Source organism: Mycolicibacter senuensis, from assembly GCF_003284925.1.
Classification (GTDB): Bacteria; Actinomycetota; Actinomycetes; order Mycobacteriales; family Mycobacteriaceae; genus Mycobacterium; species Mycobacterium algericum_A.
In genome coordinates, this window is sequence record NZ_QMEX01000075.1 from 1 (window position 1) to 18603 (window position 18603).

At 68.9% G+C, this 18603-nt stretch carries 23 protein-coding genes and 4 tRNA genes; 12 read left to right on the forward strand and 15 right to left on the reverse strand.

Annotation, left to right across the window (positions count from 1 at the left end):
* The 3 genes from DQP56_RS15900 to DQP56_RS15910 all read left to right on the forward strand — a co-directional run.
* Positions 1–708 (forward strand): FAD-dependent oxidoreductase (locus tag DQP56_RS15900; protein WP_205868894.1); only part of this gene is annotated, 708 nt, incomplete at its 5' end.
* Between the two features lie 29 nt (positions 709–737).
* Entirely contained in the window at positions 738–1439 is a 702-nt protein-coding gene (gene hemQ, locus DQP56_RS15905; RefSeq protein WP_112687003.1) for a hydrogen peroxide-dependent heme synthase, read from the forward strand.
* The gene (locus DQP56_RS15910; RefSeq protein WP_112687005.1) at positions 1436–2179 is read left to right on the forward strand and encodes a class I SAM-dependent methyltransferase; all 744 of its coding nucleotides are present in this window, start codon (positions 1436–1438) and stop codon (positions 2177–2179) included. Before hemQ ends, DQP56_RS15910 begins: the two co-directional genes overlap by 4 nt.
* A gap of 94 nt (positions 2180–2273) precedes the next feature.
* On the opposite strand, the gene msrB is transcribed toward DQP56_RS15910, so the two are convergent.
* Genes msrB through DQP56_RS15930 form a run of 4 tightly spaced genes read right to left on the reverse strand, consistent with a single transcriptional unit; the run spans position 2274 to position 6348 of the window.
* On the reverse strand, positions 2274–2681 hold the full coding sequence (gene msrB, locus DQP56_RS15915; RefSeq protein ID WP_112687007.1) for a peptide-methionine (R)-S-oxide reductase MsrB: 408 nt from the start codon (positions 2679–2681) through the stop codon (positions 2274–2276).
* Positions 2678–3988, reverse strand: coding sequence for an arabinofuranan 3-O-arabinosyltransferase (gene aftC / locus DQP56_RS15920; RefSeq protein WP_112687009.1), 1311 nt, complete (start codon positions 3986–3988; stop codon positions 2678–2680). Before aftC ends, msrB begins: the two co-directional genes overlap by 4 nt.
* A gap of 10 nt (positions 3989–3998) precedes the next feature.
* The gene (locus tag DQP56_RS15925; protein WP_112687011.1) at positions 3999–5555 is read right to left on the reverse strand and encodes an alpha/beta hydrolase; all 1557 of its coding nucleotides are present in this window, start codon (positions 5553–5555) and stop codon (positions 3999–4001) included.
* Positions 5556–5565: 10 nt separating this feature from the next.
* On the reverse strand, positions 5566–6348 hold the full coding sequence (locus DQP56_RS15930; protein WP_112687013.1) for a pyrimidine reductase family protein: 783 nt from the start codon (positions 6346–6348) through the stop codon (positions 5566–5568).
* On the opposite strand from DQP56_RS15930, the gene zapE reads away from it, so the two are divergent.
* A complete protein-coding gene (zapE, locus tag DQP56_RS15935) occupies positions 6347–7426 on the forward strand; it encodes a cell division protein ZapE (RefSeq protein WP_234825695.1) in 1080 nt (359 codons plus the stop codon). The genes DQP56_RS15930 and zapE overlap by 2 nt on opposite strands.
* Before the next feature lies 1 nt (position 7427).
* Here zapE and DQP56_RS15940 read toward each other — a convergent pair whose 3' ends face one another.
* The 7 genes from DQP56_RS15940 to DQP56_RS15965 all read right to left on the reverse strand — a co-directional run bounded on the left by DQP56_RS15940 (position 7428) and on the right by DQP56_RS15965 (position 10254).
* Positions 7428–7961, reverse strand: coding sequence for a hypothetical protein (locus tag DQP56_RS15940; RefSeq protein WP_112687035.1), 534 nt, complete (start codon positions 7959–7961; stop codon positions 7428–7430).
* A gap of 86 nt (positions 7962–8047) precedes the next feature.
* Positions 8048–8794: a Clp protease N-terminal domain-containing protein gene (locus DQP56_RS15945; RefSeq protein WP_112687017.1), complete on the reverse strand. Its 747-nt coding sequence runs from the start codon at positions 8792–8794 to the stop codon at positions 8048–8050.
* A gap of 60 nt (positions 8795–8854) precedes the next feature.
* Entirely contained in the window at positions 8855–9412 is a 558-nt protein-coding gene (locus DQP56_RS15950) for a DUF4352 domain-containing protein (RefSeq protein WP_234825697.1), read from the reverse strand.
* 190 nt (positions 9413–9602) lie between these two features.
* Positions 9603–9863, reverse strand: coding sequence for a hypothetical protein (locus DQP56_RS24455; RefSeq protein ID WP_133258944.1), 261 nt, complete (start codon positions 9861–9863; stop codon positions 9603–9605).
* A 125-nt stretch (positions 9864–9988) separates the two neighbouring features.
* Positions 9989–10063, reverse strand: a tRNA-Val gene (locus DQP56_RS15955).
* A 17-nt stretch (positions 10064–10080) separates the two neighbouring features.
* Positions 10081–10151, reverse strand: a tRNA-Cys gene (locus DQP56_RS15960).
* A gap of 30 nt (positions 10152–10181) precedes the next feature.
* A tRNA-Gly gene (locus DQP56_RS15965) sits at positions 10182–10254 on the reverse strand.
* Between the two features lie 159 nt (positions 10255–10413).
* Between DQP56_RS15965 and DQP56_RS15970 the strand changes: the two genes are divergently transcribed.
* Positions 10414–10485 (forward strand) — tRNA-Val (locus tag DQP56_RS15970).
* 50 nt (positions 10486–10535) lie between these two features.
* On the opposite strand, the gene DQP56_RS15975 is transcribed toward DQP56_RS15970, so the two are convergent.
* Positions 10536–11303 (reverse strand): esterase, encoded by a 768-nt coding sequence (locus DQP56_RS15975; protein WP_112687019.1) that lies wholly within the window; start codon positions 11301–11303, stop codon positions 10536–10538.
* 187 nt (positions 11304–11490) lie between these two features.
* Between DQP56_RS15975 and DQP56_RS25320 the strand changes: the two genes are divergently transcribed.
* Positions 11491–11952, forward strand: a complete 462-nt coding sequence (locus tag DQP56_RS25320; RefSeq protein WP_234825698.1) for a hypothetical protein — start codon at positions 11491–11493, stop codon at positions 11950–11952.
* Positions 11953–11958: 6 nt separating this feature from the next.
* On the opposite strand, the gene DQP56_RS15985 is transcribed toward DQP56_RS25320, so the two are convergent.
* Together DQP56_RS15985 and DQP56_RS15990 are read right to left on the reverse strand one after the other, a co-directional pair.
* Positions 11959–12579, reverse strand: a complete 621-nt coding sequence (locus DQP56_RS15985; RefSeq protein WP_112687021.1) for a hypothetical protein — start codon at positions 12577–12579, stop codon at positions 11959–11961.
* Positions 12580–12676: 97 nt separating this feature from the next.
* Positions 12677–13342 (reverse strand): DedA family protein, encoded by a 666-nt coding sequence (locus tag DQP56_RS15990; RefSeq protein WP_112687023.1) that lies wholly within the window; start codon positions 13340–13342, stop codon positions 12677–12679.
* Between the two features lie 115 nt (positions 13343–13457).
* Between DQP56_RS15990 and DQP56_RS15995 the strand changes: the two genes are divergently transcribed.
* The gene (locus DQP56_RS15995) at positions 13458–15119 is read left to right on the forward strand and encodes an acyl-CoA synthetase (protein ID WP_112687025.1); all 1662 of its coding nucleotides are present in this window, start codon (positions 13458–13460) and stop codon (positions 15117–15119) included.
* On the opposite strand, the gene DQP56_RS16000 is transcribed toward DQP56_RS15995, so the two are convergent.
* Positions 15116–15907, reverse strand: a complete 792-nt coding sequence (locus DQP56_RS16000; protein ID WP_112687027.1) for an enoyl-CoA hydratase/isomerase family protein — start codon at positions 15905–15907, stop codon at positions 15116–15118. The two genes, DQP56_RS15995 and DQP56_RS16000, sit on opposite strands and share 4 nt — an antisense overlap.
* Before the next feature lie 351 nt (positions 15908–16258).
* Between DQP56_RS16000 and fdxA the strand changes: the two genes are divergently transcribed.
* The 5 genes from fdxA to DQP56_RS16030 all read left to right on the forward strand — a co-directional run.
* Positions 16259–16603 (forward strand): ferredoxin, encoded by a 345-nt coding sequence (gene fdxA, locus DQP56_RS16010; protein ID WP_041318112.1) that lies wholly within the window; start codon positions 16259–16261, stop codon positions 16601–16603.
* Positions 16600–17355, forward strand: a complete 756-nt coding sequence (locus tag DQP56_RS16015; RefSeq protein WP_112687029.1) for a helix-turn-helix transcriptional regulator — start codon at positions 16600–16602, stop codon at positions 17353–17355. Before fdxA ends, DQP56_RS16015 begins: the two co-directional genes overlap by 4 nt.
* Positions 17352–17777 carry a hypothetical protein gene (locus DQP56_RS16020; protein WP_112687031.1) on the forward strand — a complete coding sequence of 142 codons (426 nt, stop codon included), beginning with the start codon at positions 17352–17354 and terminating at the stop codon, positions 17775–17777. The genes DQP56_RS16015 and DQP56_RS16020 overlap by 4 nt, the downstream gene beginning before the upstream one ends.
* Positions 17778–17826: 49 nt before the next feature.
* Positions 17827–18165, forward strand: coding sequence for a cupin domain-containing protein (locus DQP56_RS16025; protein ID WP_112687033.1), 339 nt, complete (start codon positions 17827–17829; stop codon positions 18163–18165).
* A gap of 74 nt (positions 18166–18239) precedes the next feature.
* The coding region (locus DQP56_RS16030) for a beta/alpha barrel domain-containing protein (RefSeq protein WP_526022710.1) at positions 18240–18603 on the forward strand (364 nt) is incomplete at its 3' end.

Here is an 18603-nt window from a genome sequence, read left to right on the forward strand (position 1 = left end):
GGTGGCTATCAGGTGCTGATCGACGCGCTGGTGCGCCGCAGCGGGCTGCGCTGGGTGCAGGCGGCGGTCACGCAGATCGACCCGGTGGCCGACGGCTGGCTGTTGCGGGATGCCGCCGGCGGCTTCCACCGTGCCGACCGGGTGGTGATGGCCGTGCCGGCCCAGACGCTGGCACGGCTGGCAACCGGATTCGCGCCCCGCACCGCGGCGGCGGCCAGCGGCATCGTCAGCGCGTCGTCGGTGGTGGTGGCGCTGGCGGTACCCGCCGGCGCGGCGTTCCCGGACAACTCCGGGGTGCTGGTCGCGACCGGGGAGCGATTGCACGCCAAGGCGCTCACCCTGACCTCACGCAAGTGGGGGAACTGGGGCTATGGCGGCAAGGTCGAACTGCTGCGACTGTCGTTCGGCCGGTTCGGCGACGCCCGCACCCATGCCACCGAGGCTGAGTTGGTGGGGTGGGCCATGCAGGATCTGGAGACCCTGTTCGGGGTCATGGTGGACCCGGTCGAGGTCCGGGTGCAGCGCTGGCCTGCGGCGATGCCGCAGTACCGTTCCGGGCACGCGGCCCTGGTCGGCGAACTGCGCGCCGGGCTGCCGCCGACGGTGGCGGTCGCGGGCAATTACCTCGACGGGATCGGTGTGCCGGCCTGCATTGCGGCGGCCGATCGCGCGGTGGCGGCAGTGATCAGCGCCACCCCGGCCCCCTAGCAACGGCGTGTCGTGGCAGCATGTGGGGCATGGCGCACCTCGATTTCGACAAGCTGAATTCCACCATCCGCTACGTGATGTTCTCGGTGTTCTCGGTTCGTCCCGGGGCCCTCGACGAGGGATCCGCCAGTCGCGACGAGGTCGCCGACCAGGCCGCCACCTTCCTGAAACAGCAGGAGGAGCGCGGCGTGGTGATCCGCGGCGTCTACGACGTGGCCGGCCTGCGCGCCGATGCGGACTTCATGATCTGGTCGCACGCCGAGCGGGTGGAGGACCTGCAGGCCACCTACGCCGGCTTCCGGCGCACCGCGCTGGGCCGGGCCTGCACGCCGGTGTGGAGCAACGTGGCGCTGCACCGGCCCGCCGAGTTCAACAAGAGCCACGTCCCGGCGTTCATCGCCGGTGAGCCGGCCGGCGCTTACATCTGCGTCTACCCGTTCGTGCGTTCGCACGAGTGGTATGTGCTGCCCGAGGAGGACCGCCGCCGGATGCTGGCGGAGCACGGCATGGCGGCCCGGCCCTACAAGGACGTTCGCGCCAACACCGTGCCGGCCTTCGCGCTCGGCGACTACGAGTGGATTCTTGCGTTCGAGGCGCCCGAACTCGACCTGATCGTCGACCTGATGCGCGACCTGCGCAACACCGAGGCTCGGCTGCACGCCCGCGAGGAGACCCCCTTCTTCACCGGTCCCCGGGTCGACGTCGAGCAGTTGGTGGCCGCCCTGCCGTGACCGGCGCATCCGGCCCGCCGGCCGGCGATGCCGAACGCTTCGAAGAGATCTACCGCGCCGCGGCGGGATCGCCCGCCGCCACCCCATGGGACATCGGTGGCGCCCAGCCGGTGGTGCGGCGGCTGGTCGCACTGGGCGCGATCAAAGGTGCGGTTCTCGACCCGGGGACCGGCCCGGGCCACCATGCCGTGCACTTCGCCGAACACGGCTTCGCGGCGACCGGCATCGACGTGTCCGAGACGGCGATCGAGCGGGCCCGCGCCAACGCCCGGGCGGCGGGCGTCTCGGTCGACTTTCAAGTGGGCGACGCCAAGACCCTCGACGGTTTCACCGACTGCTTCGACACCGTCGTCGACGCCGCTTTCTACAACACGTTCGGCGGCCCGGCCCAGCACGACTACCTGCGGGCGCTGCACCGGGCGACCAAGCCGGGCGCCCGGCTCTACCTGATCGCGGCCGCCGACTACAACATCAACGGGTTCTTCATGCCGCCAGCGATGTCGGTCGACGAGCTGCGAGCAGGGCTGCCGGCCGGCGGCTGGCAGATCAGCTACCTGGGGCCCACCAGCTATCTGGTCAACGTCAACGCGGCGATGTTCGCCGCCCAGGCCGAGCAGAGTCCGGCCGCGCCGCCCCGGATCCGGGAGATCGCGCGGCGACTGGCGGTCATCGAACCGCTGCTGGACGGCCAGCTGGCGCACGCGCCGTTCTGGGAAGTCCACGCCACGCGTATCGACTAGCTTTCGCCGCGGCCGTGGGCGCCTCCCACTCGCCGAGCCTGTAGTCAGCGTGGAAAAGTGCGAGTGGCGACCTCGGTAACTACAGCCTCGGCGCTCAGGGGGCCGGAATCAGCCGCAGGCAAATGCTATTGATGCAGTAACGCTGGTCGGTCGGAGTGGGGTAGCCCTCGCCTTCGAACACATGCCCCAGGTGGCTGTGGCAGGACGCGCACAACACCTCGGTTCGCCGCATTCCCAGCGAGTCATCCGGGCGCAGGATCACCGCCTCGGAATCGGCCGGGTCGAAGAACGACGGCCAGCCGCAGTGCGAGTGAAATTTCGCTGTGCTGCGGAACAATTCGGCGCCGCACGCCCGGCACTCGTAGACCCCTTCGGTGGTGGTGTCGGTGTATTCGCCGGTGTTCGGCGGTTCGGTACCGGCACGACGCAGCACCGCGAACTCTTCGGGGGTCAGCTTCGCCCGCCACTCGTCGTCGGTGAGGGAAACCTTGGGAGACGTCATGGCTCCACGGTAGCTCGCGCCCGCTCGTTCGCCAGCCATGCCGGATCGATCCCGTCGTCCAGGCGGTCTTGTTCACGGGCGTCGAGGTAGCGGTAGCACAGCACCGCGCACACCACGATCAGCAACAGTGACCAACCGTAGGTGATCTTGAGGTAGTCCAGCGGGCGCCCGACGTTCATCCACCGGAAGATCAGCCATTTGTCCAACGTCATGAACCCGTAGACCCCCAGCCACGCCGGCCAGTTGCGCAGCACCGAGTTCGGCAGCACCACCGTCATCAGGAACGGGAACAGCACGATCGAGTAGTAGCCCTGGCCCAATGACAGCACCAGGAAGGACGCGGTAAGCAGCACACCGGAGGAGGTCAGCATCCAGAACCGCGGGTCACGGGTGCGGTAGTAGCGATACAGCAGCCACAGGCTGACCGCCGCGATCACGGTGAACAACACGCGCAGGAACAGGATCAGCCCCGGTGGCAGGCCGAAGAACACGCCATTGCCCAGGATCGAGGAGTTGAAGTAGTCGCGGGTGCCCATGATGTAGGGCACCGTCTGGGTGAAGTAACTGGTGGGATCGCTCGACAGCGGGAACGCGACCGCGTTGAACGCCGCCGGCACCGCGACGGCGCCCACGAACGGCCGCCACTGCCGGCTCAGCAGCGGCAGCAGCAGCAGTGGCGCCAGCACCGGCTTGACCACCAGGGTCAGCCCGATCGCGACACCGGCCCACCACTGCCGGCTGGGCCTGCCGTCGAGCAGCCAGCGCAAGAACAGCACCTCCGCCAGCAGGATCACGCCGTTGATGTTGGTGAACACCAGTGTGCTGGAAACACTTTCGGTGAGAAACATCGCCGCCAGCAGCGCGGGAGCCGCCACCGAGGTCAGCCCGAAGCCGAACATCCGCAGCAGCAGGTAGGCGGCGATCAGGATCGCGACGGTGTTGGTGGCGATGAAGGTGTAGCGCGACAAGGTCTCCGGCAGGTAGCCGAACGGCGACATCAGCAGCGTGCCGCCGGGGGAGTAGAGATAGTGCGGGTCGACATAGTCGAAGTGCTCGTTGTAGATGTCCAGGCCGTGCCGGAAGTTCAGCACCGCCCGGTAGACCGGCTTGAAGTCGTCGGTGATGTTGCCGTTGAGCGGCAGCACCACCGAGCGGTGGATCAGCGACATGATGGCCAGCGGCCACAGCACCGACCGCAGTACGGTCGCGGTGCTCGGCGCCGTGGTGGGTGGCCGAAACGCTGTCAGCAGGGCGGTGCGCGCCCGGTTCGTAAGGGAGTCGGCTGCCGTCACCAGCGCACCGTACACCGAAGCGGGGTCAGGCCGGGCAGTAGACGTCGGTCTCGGGCAGCTCGCCGGTGTCGAGGTAGCCGACCAACGGAGGCACGGTGCACGCCGAGTACACCGTCGCCCCGTGCCCGATGCCCTGCCACATCACCCGCTTGCTGGCCGCGCCGGCGTTGATGACAGCCGCTGCGGTGGCCGCCACGCCGTCCTCGCCGACGATCGGGTCGTTCTGCACGCCCAGCAGCAGCGCATCGATCTTGAGTTCCTTCGGCTGCTCGGGGGTGGTGCTGGTGGGCCAACTCAGGCACTGTGCCATGTCGAGGGCGCCGACGGCGCCGAACTGTGGGTACTCCTTACCCCAGGCGACGACCAGTTCGCGGACGCGGTCCGGGGTGGGCCGGTTGAGCGCGTCGGCGCAGGAATTGATGAAGTGGCCGTCGCTGCCGACGGTGCCCTGCGCCCGGTTGATCAGGTTGTTCAGCAGGTTGACGTCGCCGTCGCGCGCCGCGGCCAGCGCCCGGGCCAGTTCGTTGGTGGTGTTGACGCGATCACCGGTGGGGTAGCCCAGCGCGGTGACGATGGCATGGGTCACCGCGGCCACCGAGGCGCCGCCGGGGCCATGCCCGGACCGGGCGGAGTCCAGCACCGCGTCCACGGCGCCTTTCGGGTCCGGGGCCAGCGCGCAGTCCACCGCGACGCACTGCGAGGCGAACGCGTCGAAGGCCGCCTGCTGGCCCTTGACCCGCTGCTCGGCGGCGGCCTCGGCGGCCACACCGAGCGGGATGGGGGAGTCCAGTGCCAGCCGGGCCACCTTGCCCGGATGCGAGCCGGCGTAGGCCAGGGCGACCTGGGCGCCGTTGCCGATGCCCAGCAGTGCCAGCGCCGGCACGTCCCAGATGCTGCGCAGCCGCTCCAGGTCGGTGGCGGCGTGGGTGCTGTCGTAGGAGGATTCGCCCGGTGAGATGGAGTCGGTGCAGTCGGTGGTCGCCGCCATCGCCACGGTGCCCAGATTGGCCACCGGATCGTCGCCGGGGGTGAACTGAGCCAGGTTCCACATCTCGTCGCGCTGGCTGCGCTCGCGGCAGTCCACCGGGCTCGACATCCCGGTGCCGCGCCGGTCCACCGCGACGATCGGATGGCCGTTGAGCACGTCGGCGCCGCCACGTGCCAGCCAGACCGGTAGCTGCAGTGACGACGGCAGGTCCCAGCCGGTGGTGAAGACAACCGGTCCGGCATCGGCCGGGGTCTGCACCGACCGGGCCCGCACCACGCCGATACTGATCGCCGAGGAGCCGCCGCCGAGCGGGTCGACGTCGGCGTCGTAGCTCGCGCAGTCCAACCGCACGCCGGGCGTGGCGGGCACCGCGGCGTCGCCGAACACCCTGGCGGTGCAGTCATGCCAGGGCAGATCGTTCTTGGGCACCGCGACAGGCGGTGGCCCGGCCTTGTCGGAGGTGGACTCGGGTTGCCCCTGCGGGCCGGCGCCGGAGTCGGTGGCGAAGCGCGGGTTGGCGGCCAGTCCGGGAGCGCAACCGGTTAGCAGGGTGGCCGTCGCGAGTGCGATCGCGATCCTGGAGTGCCGACGCATGCCGGCCAGCTTATAGGCGCGCGCCTTTGACGTAGCGGCCGTAGAGGTAGCCCGATTCGTCGACCAGCAGATGCGCACAACGCATCGGGGTCGCCACCTCGCCGGGGCCGGTGGCGATGCGCCGGGCCAGTCCTCCGACGAGGTACGGGGCGACGGTCAGGCACAGTTCGTCGAGCAGATCGCGTTCGACGAACGAACCCAGCAGGGTCGGGCCGCCCTCGGTGAGCACCCGATGGTGTCCACGGGCGGCCAGCGCGGCCAGCACCGCGGCCTCGTCAACCCGGTCACGGTCGCGGTCTGAACAGTTCAGCACCTCCGCGCGGCCGTCGAGTCGCCGCCGGGTGGCCTCGGCCGCCGACGCGCTGGTCAGCACCAGCGGTGGCAGTTCGGTGTCGGTGAAGACGCGAGCGTCCCGATCCAGTTGCCCCGACCGGCTCACGATCGCCAGCCCGGGCACCTCGGACTGTCCGCGGTCGCGGCGGCGCAGACGCTCGGTGACGTTGAGGCGGGCGCCGCCGTAGTTCTCGACCCGGACGGTGCCCGCGCCGACCAGCACGACGTCGGCGAGCGCTCGCAGCAGCATGAACACGGCCCGATCGCCCGGGCTTCCCAACCCGCCGGACTTGCCGGCCATCGTGGCACCGCCGTCGATGCTGCCGATGAAGTTGGCCCGCAGCCAGCTGCGCGAGCCATCGGTTTCGGGGTAGGCATACAGCCGGGCCAGTTCGGCGTCATCGACGGGTTGTGTCGAGTCCAGCCGGGTGAAACCGGGGTCTGCGCTGAGGTCGGACATGGCCACGATTGCACCATGTGGCTACAGTTCCTGCGTGCCCAATCCCGACGTCGAGGCGAGCGCTCGCCTGGTGGACCGGCATCCGGCCGTCTCACCGGAGCGGTTGATCGCGCAGCTCACCCCGCCGCCGACGTTCGCCGAGGCCAGCTTCGCCAGCTACCGGCCGGACCCGGCCGAACCGACCCAGGCGGCGGCCGTGGCGGCCTGCAGGGCGTTCTGCACGCAGGCGGTGGAGCGACGGGCCGGGCGGCGCAGGCTGCTCGGCAAGCGCGAGGTGCTGCCGGGTGTCGGGTTGTACCTCGACGGCGGGTTCGGGGTCGGCAAAACCCACCTGCTGGCGTCGGTCTACCGCCAGGTCGCCGAGAGCGCCCACGGCACGCAGCCGCATCGGACGGCGTTCGCGACGTTCATGGAACTCACCCAACTCGCCGGTGTGTTCGGGTTCACCGAATGCATCGAGTTGCTCGGCGGCTACACGGTGGTCTGCATCGACGAATTCGAACTCGACGACCCGGGCAACACCACCTTGGTGTCGCGGCTGCTGTCGGAACTGGTGGCGCAGGGGGTGTCGGTTGCCGCCACGTCGAACACGCTGCCCGAGCAACTCGGCGAGGGACGCTTCGCCGTTCAGGATTTTCTACGTGAAATCAGCGCGTTGGCAAGCATTTTCACCTCGGTGCGGGTCGACGGTCCGGACTACCGGCATCGGGACCTGCCGCCGGCGCCCGAACCGCCGTCGGCGCGGCAGGTCGCGCAGCGCGCCGCCGCCCTACCGGGTTCGACCCTCGACGACTTCGACGCGCTGTGCGCGCACCTGGCCACCATGCACCCGTCGCGGTATCTGACGCTGATCGAAGGAGTCACGGGCGTCTTCCTCACCGGTGCGCATCCCATCGAGGATCAGAACGTGGCGCTGCGACTGGTGGCGCTGACCGACCGGCTCTATGACGCCGGTATCCCGGTGGTGGCCGCCGGAGCGAAGCTGGACGGCATCTTTAGCGCCGAGATGCTGGCGGGGGGTTACCGAAAGAAGTACTTGCGGGCCACATCTCGGCTGCTGGCGTTGAGCGCCGGCTGACTCACAGATTCCACTGCGCCAGCCGCAGGCCGGTGTTGCGGGAGAGCATCACCACATGGGTGACCAAGCCGCGGTAGACATCCCAGTAAACCCCGCCGGTGACCGTGGAGCCCTCCGGCGCGTTGGTCAGCACCGCATCCAGCGCGGTGGGGTCATCGGTGTGCTTGGACACGTAGGCGTCACCGCCCGGGGTGACACCGCTGAAGGTGACCGAGGCCGCCATGATGTAGCTGTTGGGTACCGAGATGGGGTGGATCGTGAGGTTCGCCCGCCACGGACCGCCCTGGGCGCGCCACCGCGGCGACCCGTTCTGGCCCCAGCCGGGCGGGATCTCGCTGGGCACCACGTCGTGCAGGGTCACGTCCGCGATGATTTTGCCGAAGGCCTCATCCTGGTACTGGATCCGCAGCGTGTCGCCGAGCCGGCCGATCGGGGCTTCCGGAGTCAGGGTGGGCGTGGCGTTCCCGGCCGCCGGCACCAGCAGGGCCAACGTGGTGACTAGCGAGGTGACGACGGCCAGAATCCAGCGATGCATCATGTCCTTCTTCGGTTTACCTGTGGGCATGATGGCACATCGCGGTGGCAGGTGCAGCAGCTTGGCCAGCCTGATCTAGGCATTGGTCAGTTCGGGGCGGCGGCGTCGCCGTCGGCCGAGTTTGCGGTGATCGAGGCCAAGGCGTGCGCCAGGTCGGTCTCGATCCTTTCCGGATCCACCCCGGCACGATGCAGCGGCCCGGTGCCGTCTTCGACTTCGAACAGGGCCAGCAGCAGGTGCTCGGTGCCGATGTAGTTGTGCCCGAGTCGAAGTGCGGTACGGAAGGTGAGCTCCAGGGCCTTGCGTGCCGTGCCGCTGAACGGGATCAACGCGGGGGGCTCGGCGTCGCCGGCGGGGAGCGCGACGGTGGCCGCGACGGCCCCCGGCTCGATGTGCTGTGCGGTGAGCAAGGCGGTGGCCAGCGCGTCGGGATCGTTTAAAACGCCCAGGATCAGATGATCCGGGGTGATCTCGGCGTTGCGGGCGCGGTGGGCGGCGTTCTGGGCGGCCACCACCGCGTTGCGTGCCCGCGGTGTGAAACGGGCGAAGCCCTGCTCGGCATCGAGGACGGCGGCTTCGGCGCGCGGGACGAACCGCTTCTGCGCCGCCTGCTTGGTGACCCCCATGCAGTTGCCGATCTCCGTCCACGAGGCACCGGACCGGCGTGCCTGGTCGACGAAATGCCCGATCAGGTGGTCGGCGACCTCACCGAGATGCTCGGCTGCCAGCACCGCGTCGGTCAGCCGCTCCAGCGGGTTTTCGTGCACCCCGGCGATGGCGTTGATGAGGTCGTCGAGGCGGACCGGCGGAGCGAGGCGCGTCGGATCGACCATGCCGTCAACTGTAGGTTGACGAACACAGATCGTCAACCCTTGGTTGACGGCAAGGGTGGCTCAGGAGACCAGCCATTCCCCGAAGTCATCAGCGAAACCCGAGGAGGGTGCGTACTTCACCTTCGCCGGACTGACGCCATGCGGCAGCGCGAACACCACGCAACCGGTTGCGGCATCGCCCGGGGAGACATGGAACATGCCGGAGTCGAAATTGGTGCATTCGCTGACGTTGTTCAGATCCGGTTCGTAGCTGTGATCGTCGGAACCGATCACCCAGACGTTGGTGTTGGCGTTGCCGTTCATCGTCGCCGTGCCCTGGTTGGCGATCTTGAGTTCGGTCGCGATGTAGGTGACCGCCGGGTCGCCCTTGCCGGGGGCGACGGTCGCCGGGCTGATGACGCGTTCCAGGGTGACGGTGATGGTGCTGCCGTCGGCTCGGGTCAGCGTCAGGGTGTCACCGGTGTGCCCCGGCTTCGATGCGGCCGTCCCGGGTCCGGTGCTGTCCGACGACATTGCCCCGCGCTCCGATTCGGCGGGACCCGAACATGCCGCCAGCACACCGGCAGCCAACAGGGCGGCCGCCGACAGGGCGGCGATGGGTCGATTCGTGGGGCTCATCTCTCGCTACCTTTCCACCTGCGTGCGCGTTGCCATCGATTCTGCTGCCTGGCTGCTCGTTGGTGCGGACCGGCCCACGCTTCGGGTCGGTTCCCGCTAGATGCGGCTTCACCGGCGGAGTCCGCCGGGGCCAGGCAGTGTTCGTGGCACCGCACCAGCCCGGTATGGGCCGACCGGCCGGCAAGTGCGGTCAGGGGGTCATTGCGGCGCCATCGTTGCCGCAGGCGTGCCGCAGCATCTCACGGTAGATCAGCCCACCGAACGGGTTTGACATGTCGACCCGTGGATCGGCAGGCACCAACCGGTCGCCGCATTGCGCCCAACCGGAGGCGAAGCCGCCGCCGGGCCCTGGCGGTGCGGGCGTCGGGCCGGGATCGGCGCCGGCGGGACCAGGGGCCGCAGCACAGAGCGTGACGATCGCAGCAGCGACAACGGTGATAAGGCGAGTCATGTGGCCACCATGGCACGCGGCACCGACAACGGCCGGCCGCATCGGCGCGGGCTCCTCATGGTGGTGCGAATCTGGTGCGGCACCGGTGTTGAGGTCAGAAAGTGAGCGCTGACCTGCATGAAATCTGGTGCGCGGTACTGGGATTGAACCAGCGACCTCTTCCGTGTCAGGGAAGCGCTCTCCCGCTGAGCTAACCGCGCTTAGAGCCAAGGAACGGAGGTGGAGACGGGAATCGAACCCGTGTGCACGGCTTTGCAGGCCGTTGCCTCACCACTCGGCCACTCCACCGCAAGGGGTTGATGCCACTTGACACCCTCGAGCGGATGACGGGATTCGAACCCGCGACCCTCACCTTGGCAAGGTGATGCGCTACCAACTGCGCTACATCCGCGTGCCACGAGCGAGATCGTCGCTCGTCGCGAAGCAGAACATTAGTCCACTGATGTGAGACAACACAACTTGCCCTGTCAGAACGGCGAGTCGGGCGACGATCAGGCTGCGCGTTGAGGTGGTGGGCGCCGGGCGTGCTAGTCTTCGACCTCGTTCATCCGGTCTCGTAGCTCAGGGGGAGAGCGTCCGCCTCACACGCGGAAGGTCGCTGGTTCGATCCCAGCCGGGACCACAACAAGTGAGACGCACTCAACTGCGCAGCGCAATGTCACCGGGGAGTCGTTAGGCGATCATCGGGTCGATCGCAGACCGGGGCACCAGCACGTGTAACGCCCCGGCCGAGGCGGGCAACAACACCCCCTGGTCGAAGAAGAAGATCACCCCGTCGTTGACCACCGCGAAATTCTGATAGTTGGCGGGGTCATACAGCGCGGATTGTGCGAACGGTAACGGTGCTGGCGCCGTGGTGGACGTGGTCGTCGTCGACTGTCCTGGGTCGGCGGACGGCGGTGCCAGCTGCTGCTGCAGCTCCGCCTGGACGATCGGCGCGACGGTCTTCAGCGGATCATCCACCTGCCACAACGGCGCATGTTCTTTGTCGTCCGATGCGGCCGAGAAGGTGATCGCCTTGCGATAGGTCTGGTCCCAGTTGAACGCCTTGTACTTCGTCTGTGGCTGTGCCCCGCCGACGTTTTGGTTCACCGTGAACACCACCGTCTGCGTGCCGCGCGGGGGGATCGATGAGGTGTATTCCGTCGGCTTGATGCTCAACTCGGATGGTGCGCTGTGAGGCGCGCCGGACCTGGCCGTGTTGAGGAACGCCTCGCGGGTCTGGGCGATGTACTCGGCGATCGGCTTCTGGTCTGGGTAGTTCAGCGGGATGCTGATGTCGACGCTGTACCCGGGGTCGGAGAGTTGGATCTCACACGTGCGGCCGGTATTGCCGCCCTTGAGCTCGGCGCAGTAATCCGTCGGGGCCGCCCCCGCGATGTCGGGGCAACCGAGCATGGCGGCAACCGTCACGACCACGGCTACGGTGAAAGACCGCATGGGTGATACCTCCTGGCAAAGGCGGCGACGCGCCACGACCAAAGGTTAACGCGAGGTCACCCCTCCCGATTCACGCTCGCGCAAGGTTGAGGCGCAACGGCCCACCGATGACATGGCGTTGTGCGGTGTTCCTGCCGGTGCGAGTCGATCCGCATCGCCCAGTGCCTGCGCGACATAGGCTGCGGCGGTGACGAAGTCTGCTCGCGTCGTTGCTGCCCTGGCCGGATTGGTTCTGTCCGTCACGTATGCCGGATGTGCGCACAGCACCGGCGGCAAGCCTGTCGCCGTCAAGGCTCCCGCAACCGCCACGCTGCCGCCATTGCCGACACCCCTGACCCGGATTCCGCTGCCGACCGCGAGCACGCCCGCGCCCGGCGGCCCACCGGTGGGTACCGCGACCATGAAGGTCATGGGCGCGCCGGACACCCCGGTCACCATCACTTACCGCATCAACGGCGAGCCGGAACAGACCGAGACCAACGTGCGCCTGCCGTGGGAGAGGCAGTACCCGGTCTACGACGAGGTGGAGACCTCGGTCAGCGCCGACGCCGGCGACGAAGAACTCACCTGCACCATCATCCTCGACGGCAAGTTGGCGTCGTTCAAGACCGAACCGCGCCCCACCTGCAGTTTCGCCTACTACGGCTAGCGATGGCTACACCATCTCGGGCGCGTTCAGATGCGCGATCGCCAGGTCGAACTCGGCGACCTCCAGCACATCGGCGCCGACATCGTTGATGGCCCGGGCCCAGATCGCCTGCTCGCCGCCGCGGCTGGCCACCATCGCCGCACGGTCCTCGAAGCTGATCGAGGACACCGCGCGCCCGGACGAGCGGTCGACCAGCAGGGTGGTGCTGCAGAACCCGTGCATGTCGGCCATCTGCGGGATCAGCGCCAGCTTGTAGGTGTCGATCAACCGTTCGCAGCTGGCCGGGTCGGTCCGCAGCCAGGTGACCCGCACGCCGGCGTGGCGCCGTGACCGGTGATCGCGGCGTACCGCGGCGATCTCCCAGCGGGTGATCTCGGCGGTGGCGTGGAAGATCTCGGTGGCACGGTCGCAGAGTTGCTGGGCACCGGCCTCGCTGGCCCGCAGCGTGTCCTCATCGAGCCAGGACGAGGTCACGATGCACCGGCCGGCGTCGCGGTCGACGAGCATTGACATCCCCGCGCAGCCGTCCATGTCGGCCAGGGCCGGCATCACCACGCCGCGGACGTGGGTGATGCCCTCGTCGAGGAAGGACGGATGGGCGTGGATGGTGGTTGCGCGCGCGAACATATCGGCCTCCGAGGAGATCGGGGCGACGCCCCGGCGGCGCCGCCGGTCCCTTCCACCATGCTCCGGCGACGGCGCGAGGACAACCCCTATCCGGCCGCTATTCGGCGGGTTCCTGAACGACATCGGACTGGCGGCGATGCTGCGCCTCGAGTTCGGCGATGTGCGCGCCGATGCGTCCCCGCAGCGCGAGGGTGCCGATGACACCGCCAAGCACCGCTACCGACAGCGCGACCCACGAGAACCGGGACAACCAGTGCTCGGCGGCCATCCCGGCGTAGTAAACCAGGGCGGTGGTGCCGCCGGCCCAGCAGATCGCGCCGGTCACATTGGCGATGAGAAAGTGCGAATAGCGCATCTTCAACGCCCCGGCCAGCGGACCGGCCAAGATGCGCAGCAGCGCGACGAACCGGCCGAAGAACACCGCGCTGGTTCCCCAGCGGGCAAACAGATGTTCCGCGTAGGCGATGTGACCGGGGCCGAAGTGGTTGGGAAACCGCCGGCCCAGCCGGTCGAAGAGCGGCATGCCGAAGCGACGACCGATCGAATATCCGATTGAGTCGCCGATCACCGCGCCGGTGATCGCCGCCGCCGCGACCCCGGCGGGGTCGACCGCCAACTCGTGGCGGGAAGACAACAATGCGGCGCCTACCAACATGACTTCGCCCGGCAACGGAATGCCCAGGCTCTCCAGGCCGATCACCCCGCCGACGAGCAGGTAAACCAGCAAGGGCGGGATCGACTGCAGCAGGGCGTCCACCGACATGCGGCAAGCATGCCTGACGGTGCTGTGATGCGCCCCCCGAGACCGTCATCGGCCGAATAGGAGTCAGCTAGTAGCGTAATCCGGGCGCGGGCCGGTGGTCGATCGAGGAGCGGCAATGGAATTCAATCTCGCCCAGGTTTTCTCGGCGGTGGCCGCGGCGATCCCCGACCGCGAGTGCGTGGTGTTCGGTGACCGGCGGCTGACCTACGCCCAGATCGAAGACCGTGCGCGCCGGCTGGCGCGGGCCCTGCACGAGCGTGGCCTGGGGGTGCGCCGCGAGCGCCCGGAACTGACCGGCCATGAATCCGGGCAGAGTCATCTCGCGCTGTACCTGGCCAACGGCAACGAATACCTGGAGGGCATGCTCGGGGCCTACCACGCCCGGGTCGCCCCGTTCAACGTCAACTACCGCTATGTGGCCGACGAACTGGTCTATGTGCTGACCGATGCCGCCGCCGAGGCGGTCATGTACCACGCCCGCTACGCCGCGACGCTGGCCGACGCACTGGGGCGGGCCGGCGATCGGCTGCCGCCGCTGACGCTGATCCATGTCGACGACGACTCCGGCAACGATCCGCTGCCCGGCGCGGTGCGCTACGAGGAGCTGCTGGCCGCCACCTCCGCCGACCCGTTGGAGCTGGCGCCGTCGCCGGATGACCTCTACCTGCTCTACACCGGCGGCACCACCGGCATGCCCAAGGGCGTGTTGTGGCGCCAGCACGACATCTTCATCAACGCGATGGGCGGCCGGGAGTTCGGCAGCGGTGCCGTGCCCACCAGCCTGACCGAGATCGTCGATCGCACCCGCGCCGGAGGCCCCGGTTCGATGACGGTGGCGCCGCTGATGCACGGCGCCGCGCAGTGGGCGGCGTTCATCACGCTGCTGGGCGGCCGGCCGTTCGTCATGTCCGCGACGACCGACCGGTTCGACCCGGTGGCGACCTGGGAGTTGGCCGCCAGGGAGCGGGTCATTTCGCTGTCGATCGTCGGGGACGCCTTCGCGCGGCCGCTTGCCGACGCGCTGGAGGCCGGTGGCCCCGAGCTGGCCGAAGCCCTGTCGGGGCTGTTCGTGCTGGCCAGCGGTGGCGCGCCGCTGACCGTCCCGATCAAGCAACGGATCTTGGAGCTGCTGCCGCAGCTGTCGATCCTGGATGCCGGCGGCTCGTCGGAGACCGGTGCGCAGATGGGCCAGACCACCAGCCGCGGGCAGCCGTCCACCGGTCGGTTCACCCCGAACCCGGGCGCGGTCGTGGTCAGCGAGGACCTCACCCGCATCCTGTCGCCCGGCGACGACGAGATCGGCTGGCTGGCGCAGCAGGGTTATGTCCCGCTGGGATACCTGGGCGACCCGGAGAAGAGCGCGCGCACCTTCCCGATCATCGAGGGCATCCGGCATTCGGTCCCCGGTGACCGGGCACGCTGGCATGCCGACGGCGGCATCGAGCTGCTCGGCCGTGACTCGGTGACCATCAACTCCGGCGGCGAGAAGATCTTCGCCGAGGAGGTCGAAGCCGCGGTGTGCCGCCACCCCGCCGTCTACGACGTCGTGGTGGTGGGGCGGCCCAGTCAACGGTGGGGCCACGAGGTCGTCGCCGTGGTGCAGCTGGCGGAGGGAGCCGGCGCCGAGGCCGACGACATCGTCGCCGAGGCGGCCCGCCACATCGCCCGCTACAAGCTGCCCAAGGACGTGGTGTTCTGCGAGCGTGTGCAGCGCTCGCCGTCCGGCAAGGCCGACTACCGCTGGGCCACGGCGCAGGCGATCGGGGTCGATGCCTAGCTGAACCGGGGCTTGCGCTTCTCCCGGATGGCGGCCAGTCCCTCGTGCACATCCGGGCCGGAGAAGCCGAGGAACTCCAGCCCCAGCGCGGTCTCAAAGGCCGGTGCGAACTGGCGGTACCAGTAGTTGAGGCTGTGCTTGGTGAAGCGCAGCGCGTCCTGAGCGCCGTGCGCCAGATCGTCGGCGATTCCGGTCGCGGTGGCCAGCACCTCGTCGTCGTCGACGCACTTGGAGACCAGCCCGATGCGTTCGGCCTCCTCGCCGTGCAGCGTCTCGCAGGTCAACAGGTAGTACTTGGCCTTGGCCATGCCGACCAGCAGCGGCCAGCAGATGGCGGCGTGATCGCCGGCGGCCACCCCGAGCTTGGTGTGGCCGTCGATGAGCCGGGCGGTGCGCCCAGCCACCGAGATGTCCGACAACAGCGCCACCACCAGCCCGGCGCCGACGGCGGGGCCGTTGATCGCCGAGATCACCGGCTTGGAGAAGTTGACCAGGTTCAGCACCAGGTCGCGGGCCTCGCGCAGCACCTGCATCCGCCCGGGGTAGTCGCCGATGGTCTTCTCGATCAGTTCGAAGCTGCCGCCGGCGGAGAATGCCTTGCCCTCGCCCCGGACCAGCACCGCGCGCACCGCGTCGTCGCGGTCGATGACCGGCCACACGTCGGCCAGGTCCTGGTGCATCTGCGGGCCCACCGAATTGAGCCCCGGCGCGTCCAGCACTAGCTGCAGCACACCGTTGTCGCCGGTTTCGAGTCGAAGGGTGGGGAAGTCGCGGTACCTGTCAGCCATCAGTCGTTTCTACCCGAGGCTGACCGCCGTGGTCCAGCACTGGTCTGTCAGCCCGCTGCCAGCGGGTTCAGGAACTGAGGTTTCCGGCGAATCATCAAGCAGCGCAACCCATCCGGGCCGACGTGCTCCCGGCCGTAGCTGCCGGGGCGGTGGCGTTCGAACTCGAGGCGCAACGGCTCCGGCTCGTGGTCGTTGAGCAGCGCAACCACTCGCCGGCCGCCGGCTCGGCGAAGGTCGCGACGATGGTCTTGTGCTTCCCGGATCTGGGCAGCACCCGGGCGTCGAGTTCGGCCTCCGACAAATGGGTCGCCCTTCTAGTTTCTACAAAATCCCTTGTGTAAACTCACGCCCATGGCATATGTGATCGGGAAGCCGTGCGTTGACGTGATGGACCGGGCCTGCGTGGAGGAGTGCCCCGTCGACTGCATCTACGAAGGCGGGCGAGCCCTCTACATCCATCCTGACGAATGTGTGGATTGTGGTGCCTGCGAACCGGTTTGCCCGGTCGAGGCCATCTACTACGAGGATGACCTTCCGGAGGAGTTGCAACCGCACCTGGCCGACAACGCGGAGTTCTTCACCGAGGCGCTGCCCGGCCGCGATGAGGCGCTCGGCTCACCCGGTGGGGCCGCCAAGATCGGACCGCTCGGCATCGACACCCCGCTAGTGGCCAGCTTCCCTCCCCAGGGGGAGTGAGCGACATCGCCAAACCGCCTGGGCCGCCTGGAGGACGTCGCCTCGACGTGCTTCGGCTGGTGCAGGCCGCGGACGAGCCGCTGAGCATCGCGCAGATCGCCGACGAGTTGGGGGTGCACCCCAACACGGTGCGTTTTCACCTGGACACCCTGGTGGAGGAAGGCCGCGTCGAGCACACCGAGCCCGACCACAAGGGTCGCGGCCGGCCGGCGTTGATGTTCCGGGCGATCCGGCAGATGGACCGCGGTGGCACGCGCCGGTTCCGGCTGCTCGCCGAGATCCTCACCATCGGCCTGGCCGCCGACTCCGACCCCAGTGGCAAAGCGCTGGCGGCCGGCCGGGCGTGGGGTCAGCGGTTGCGGCCGCTGAACCGCCCGGCCGATCCCGTCGGCGCCGACGAGTCGACCGATCAGCTCGTCGACATGCTCGACGAGCTCGGTTTCCAGCCCGAGCAGCTCGAACCCGACGATGCCGGTGAGAAGCAGCTCGGATTGCGGCACTGTCCGTTCCTGGAGCTCGCCGAGACCTCCACCGACGTGGTCTGCCCGATCCACCTGGGGCTGATGCAAGGCGCGCTGGAAGCCTGGGACGCACCGGTGACCGTCGATCGTCTCGACTCGTTCGCCCAGCCGGATCTGTGTGTGGCGCACTTGAAGTCGATGGAAATCGATGGGGCCGAGCCGGCCCCGAACGGGGTCCGCATCGGGCAGTCGCCGGCTGGTCCGGTGCCGGTGGAAGGAACCACCGGGTGAGCATTGCCGCCGCCGTTGCGATCGCCGCGACATTCCTCTGGCTGGGCATGGTGGCCGCGATCTCGTTCATGGAGGCGCCGCTGAAGTTCCGCGCGCCCAACGCGACGATCCCGATCTGCCTGGGTATCGGCCGGCTGGTGTTTCGGGCCCTCAACTCCGCGGAACTCATCCTGGCGGCCGCCATCGCGGCGTCGTTCGTCTCCGAGCGCCCGACCGCGCCCATTGTGGTCACGTTCGCGGTCGCGGTGACGATGCTGGTCGCCCAACTGGTGATGGTGCGTCCGGGCCTGAGCCGTCGCGCCGATCAGGTGCTGGCCGGGCTGGATGCCCCGCGCTCCCGCGCGCACTACGCCTACATCGTCCTGGAGTTGATCAAGGTCGCCGCGCTGGTGCCGCTGGGCATTCTGTTGCTGGCCCGCTGAATTGTTTGAACCGAACACCTGTCCGCCCGCCTAGCAGTAAGGATTACCGATGGAATCGACTTCGCTGATCGCGTTGGCCGACGAGAAACTGGCCGAGGCCCGGCAGCACCACAGCGGGCGCTCGGCCCACACCGTCTACGGCGGATCGGTGCACCATCTGCGTCAGACCCTGGTGGCACTTCGGGCCGGCGAGGCGCTGGCCGAACACGACAGCCCGGGGGAGTCCACCCTGCAGGTGTTGCGCGGCCGGGTGCGGCTGACCGCCGGTGACGACGCCTGGGAGGGCTCGGCGGGGGAGATCGTCGGCATCCCGCTGACCCGCCACGCGCTGGAGTCGCTGGAGGACTCGGTGGTGCTGCTCACCGTGGCCAAGAGCGCCGCGCACTGAGCGTTCCGGCAGCGCGGCTCGGCACGCCCTGGTCGCTGGGGGCGGGGCTGCGGGTGCCCATCGTCAACGCGCCGATGGGAGGGGTGGCCGGCGGACGGCTGGCCGCTGCGGTCACCGCCGCCGGCGGGCTGGGCATGATCGGAATGGGCAGCACCGCCACTGCCGCGTCGTTGGCCACCGAGGTGGCCCGGGTCGGACCGGCGAGGTTCGGAATCGGCTTGGTGGACTGGGTGATCCGCGACCAGCCGGACCTGTTCGATGCCGCGCTGGCGGCCCGCCCCGCGCTGCTTTCGGTCAGCTTCGGCACCGACCTGTCCTGGGTCGAGCGCGCCCACGCGGTCGGAATCCGCACCGCCACGCAGGTCTACGACGCGGAGGAGGCCCGGCGCGCACAAGACGCCGGGCTGGACGTGGTGGTGGCCCGCGGCGCCGAGGGTG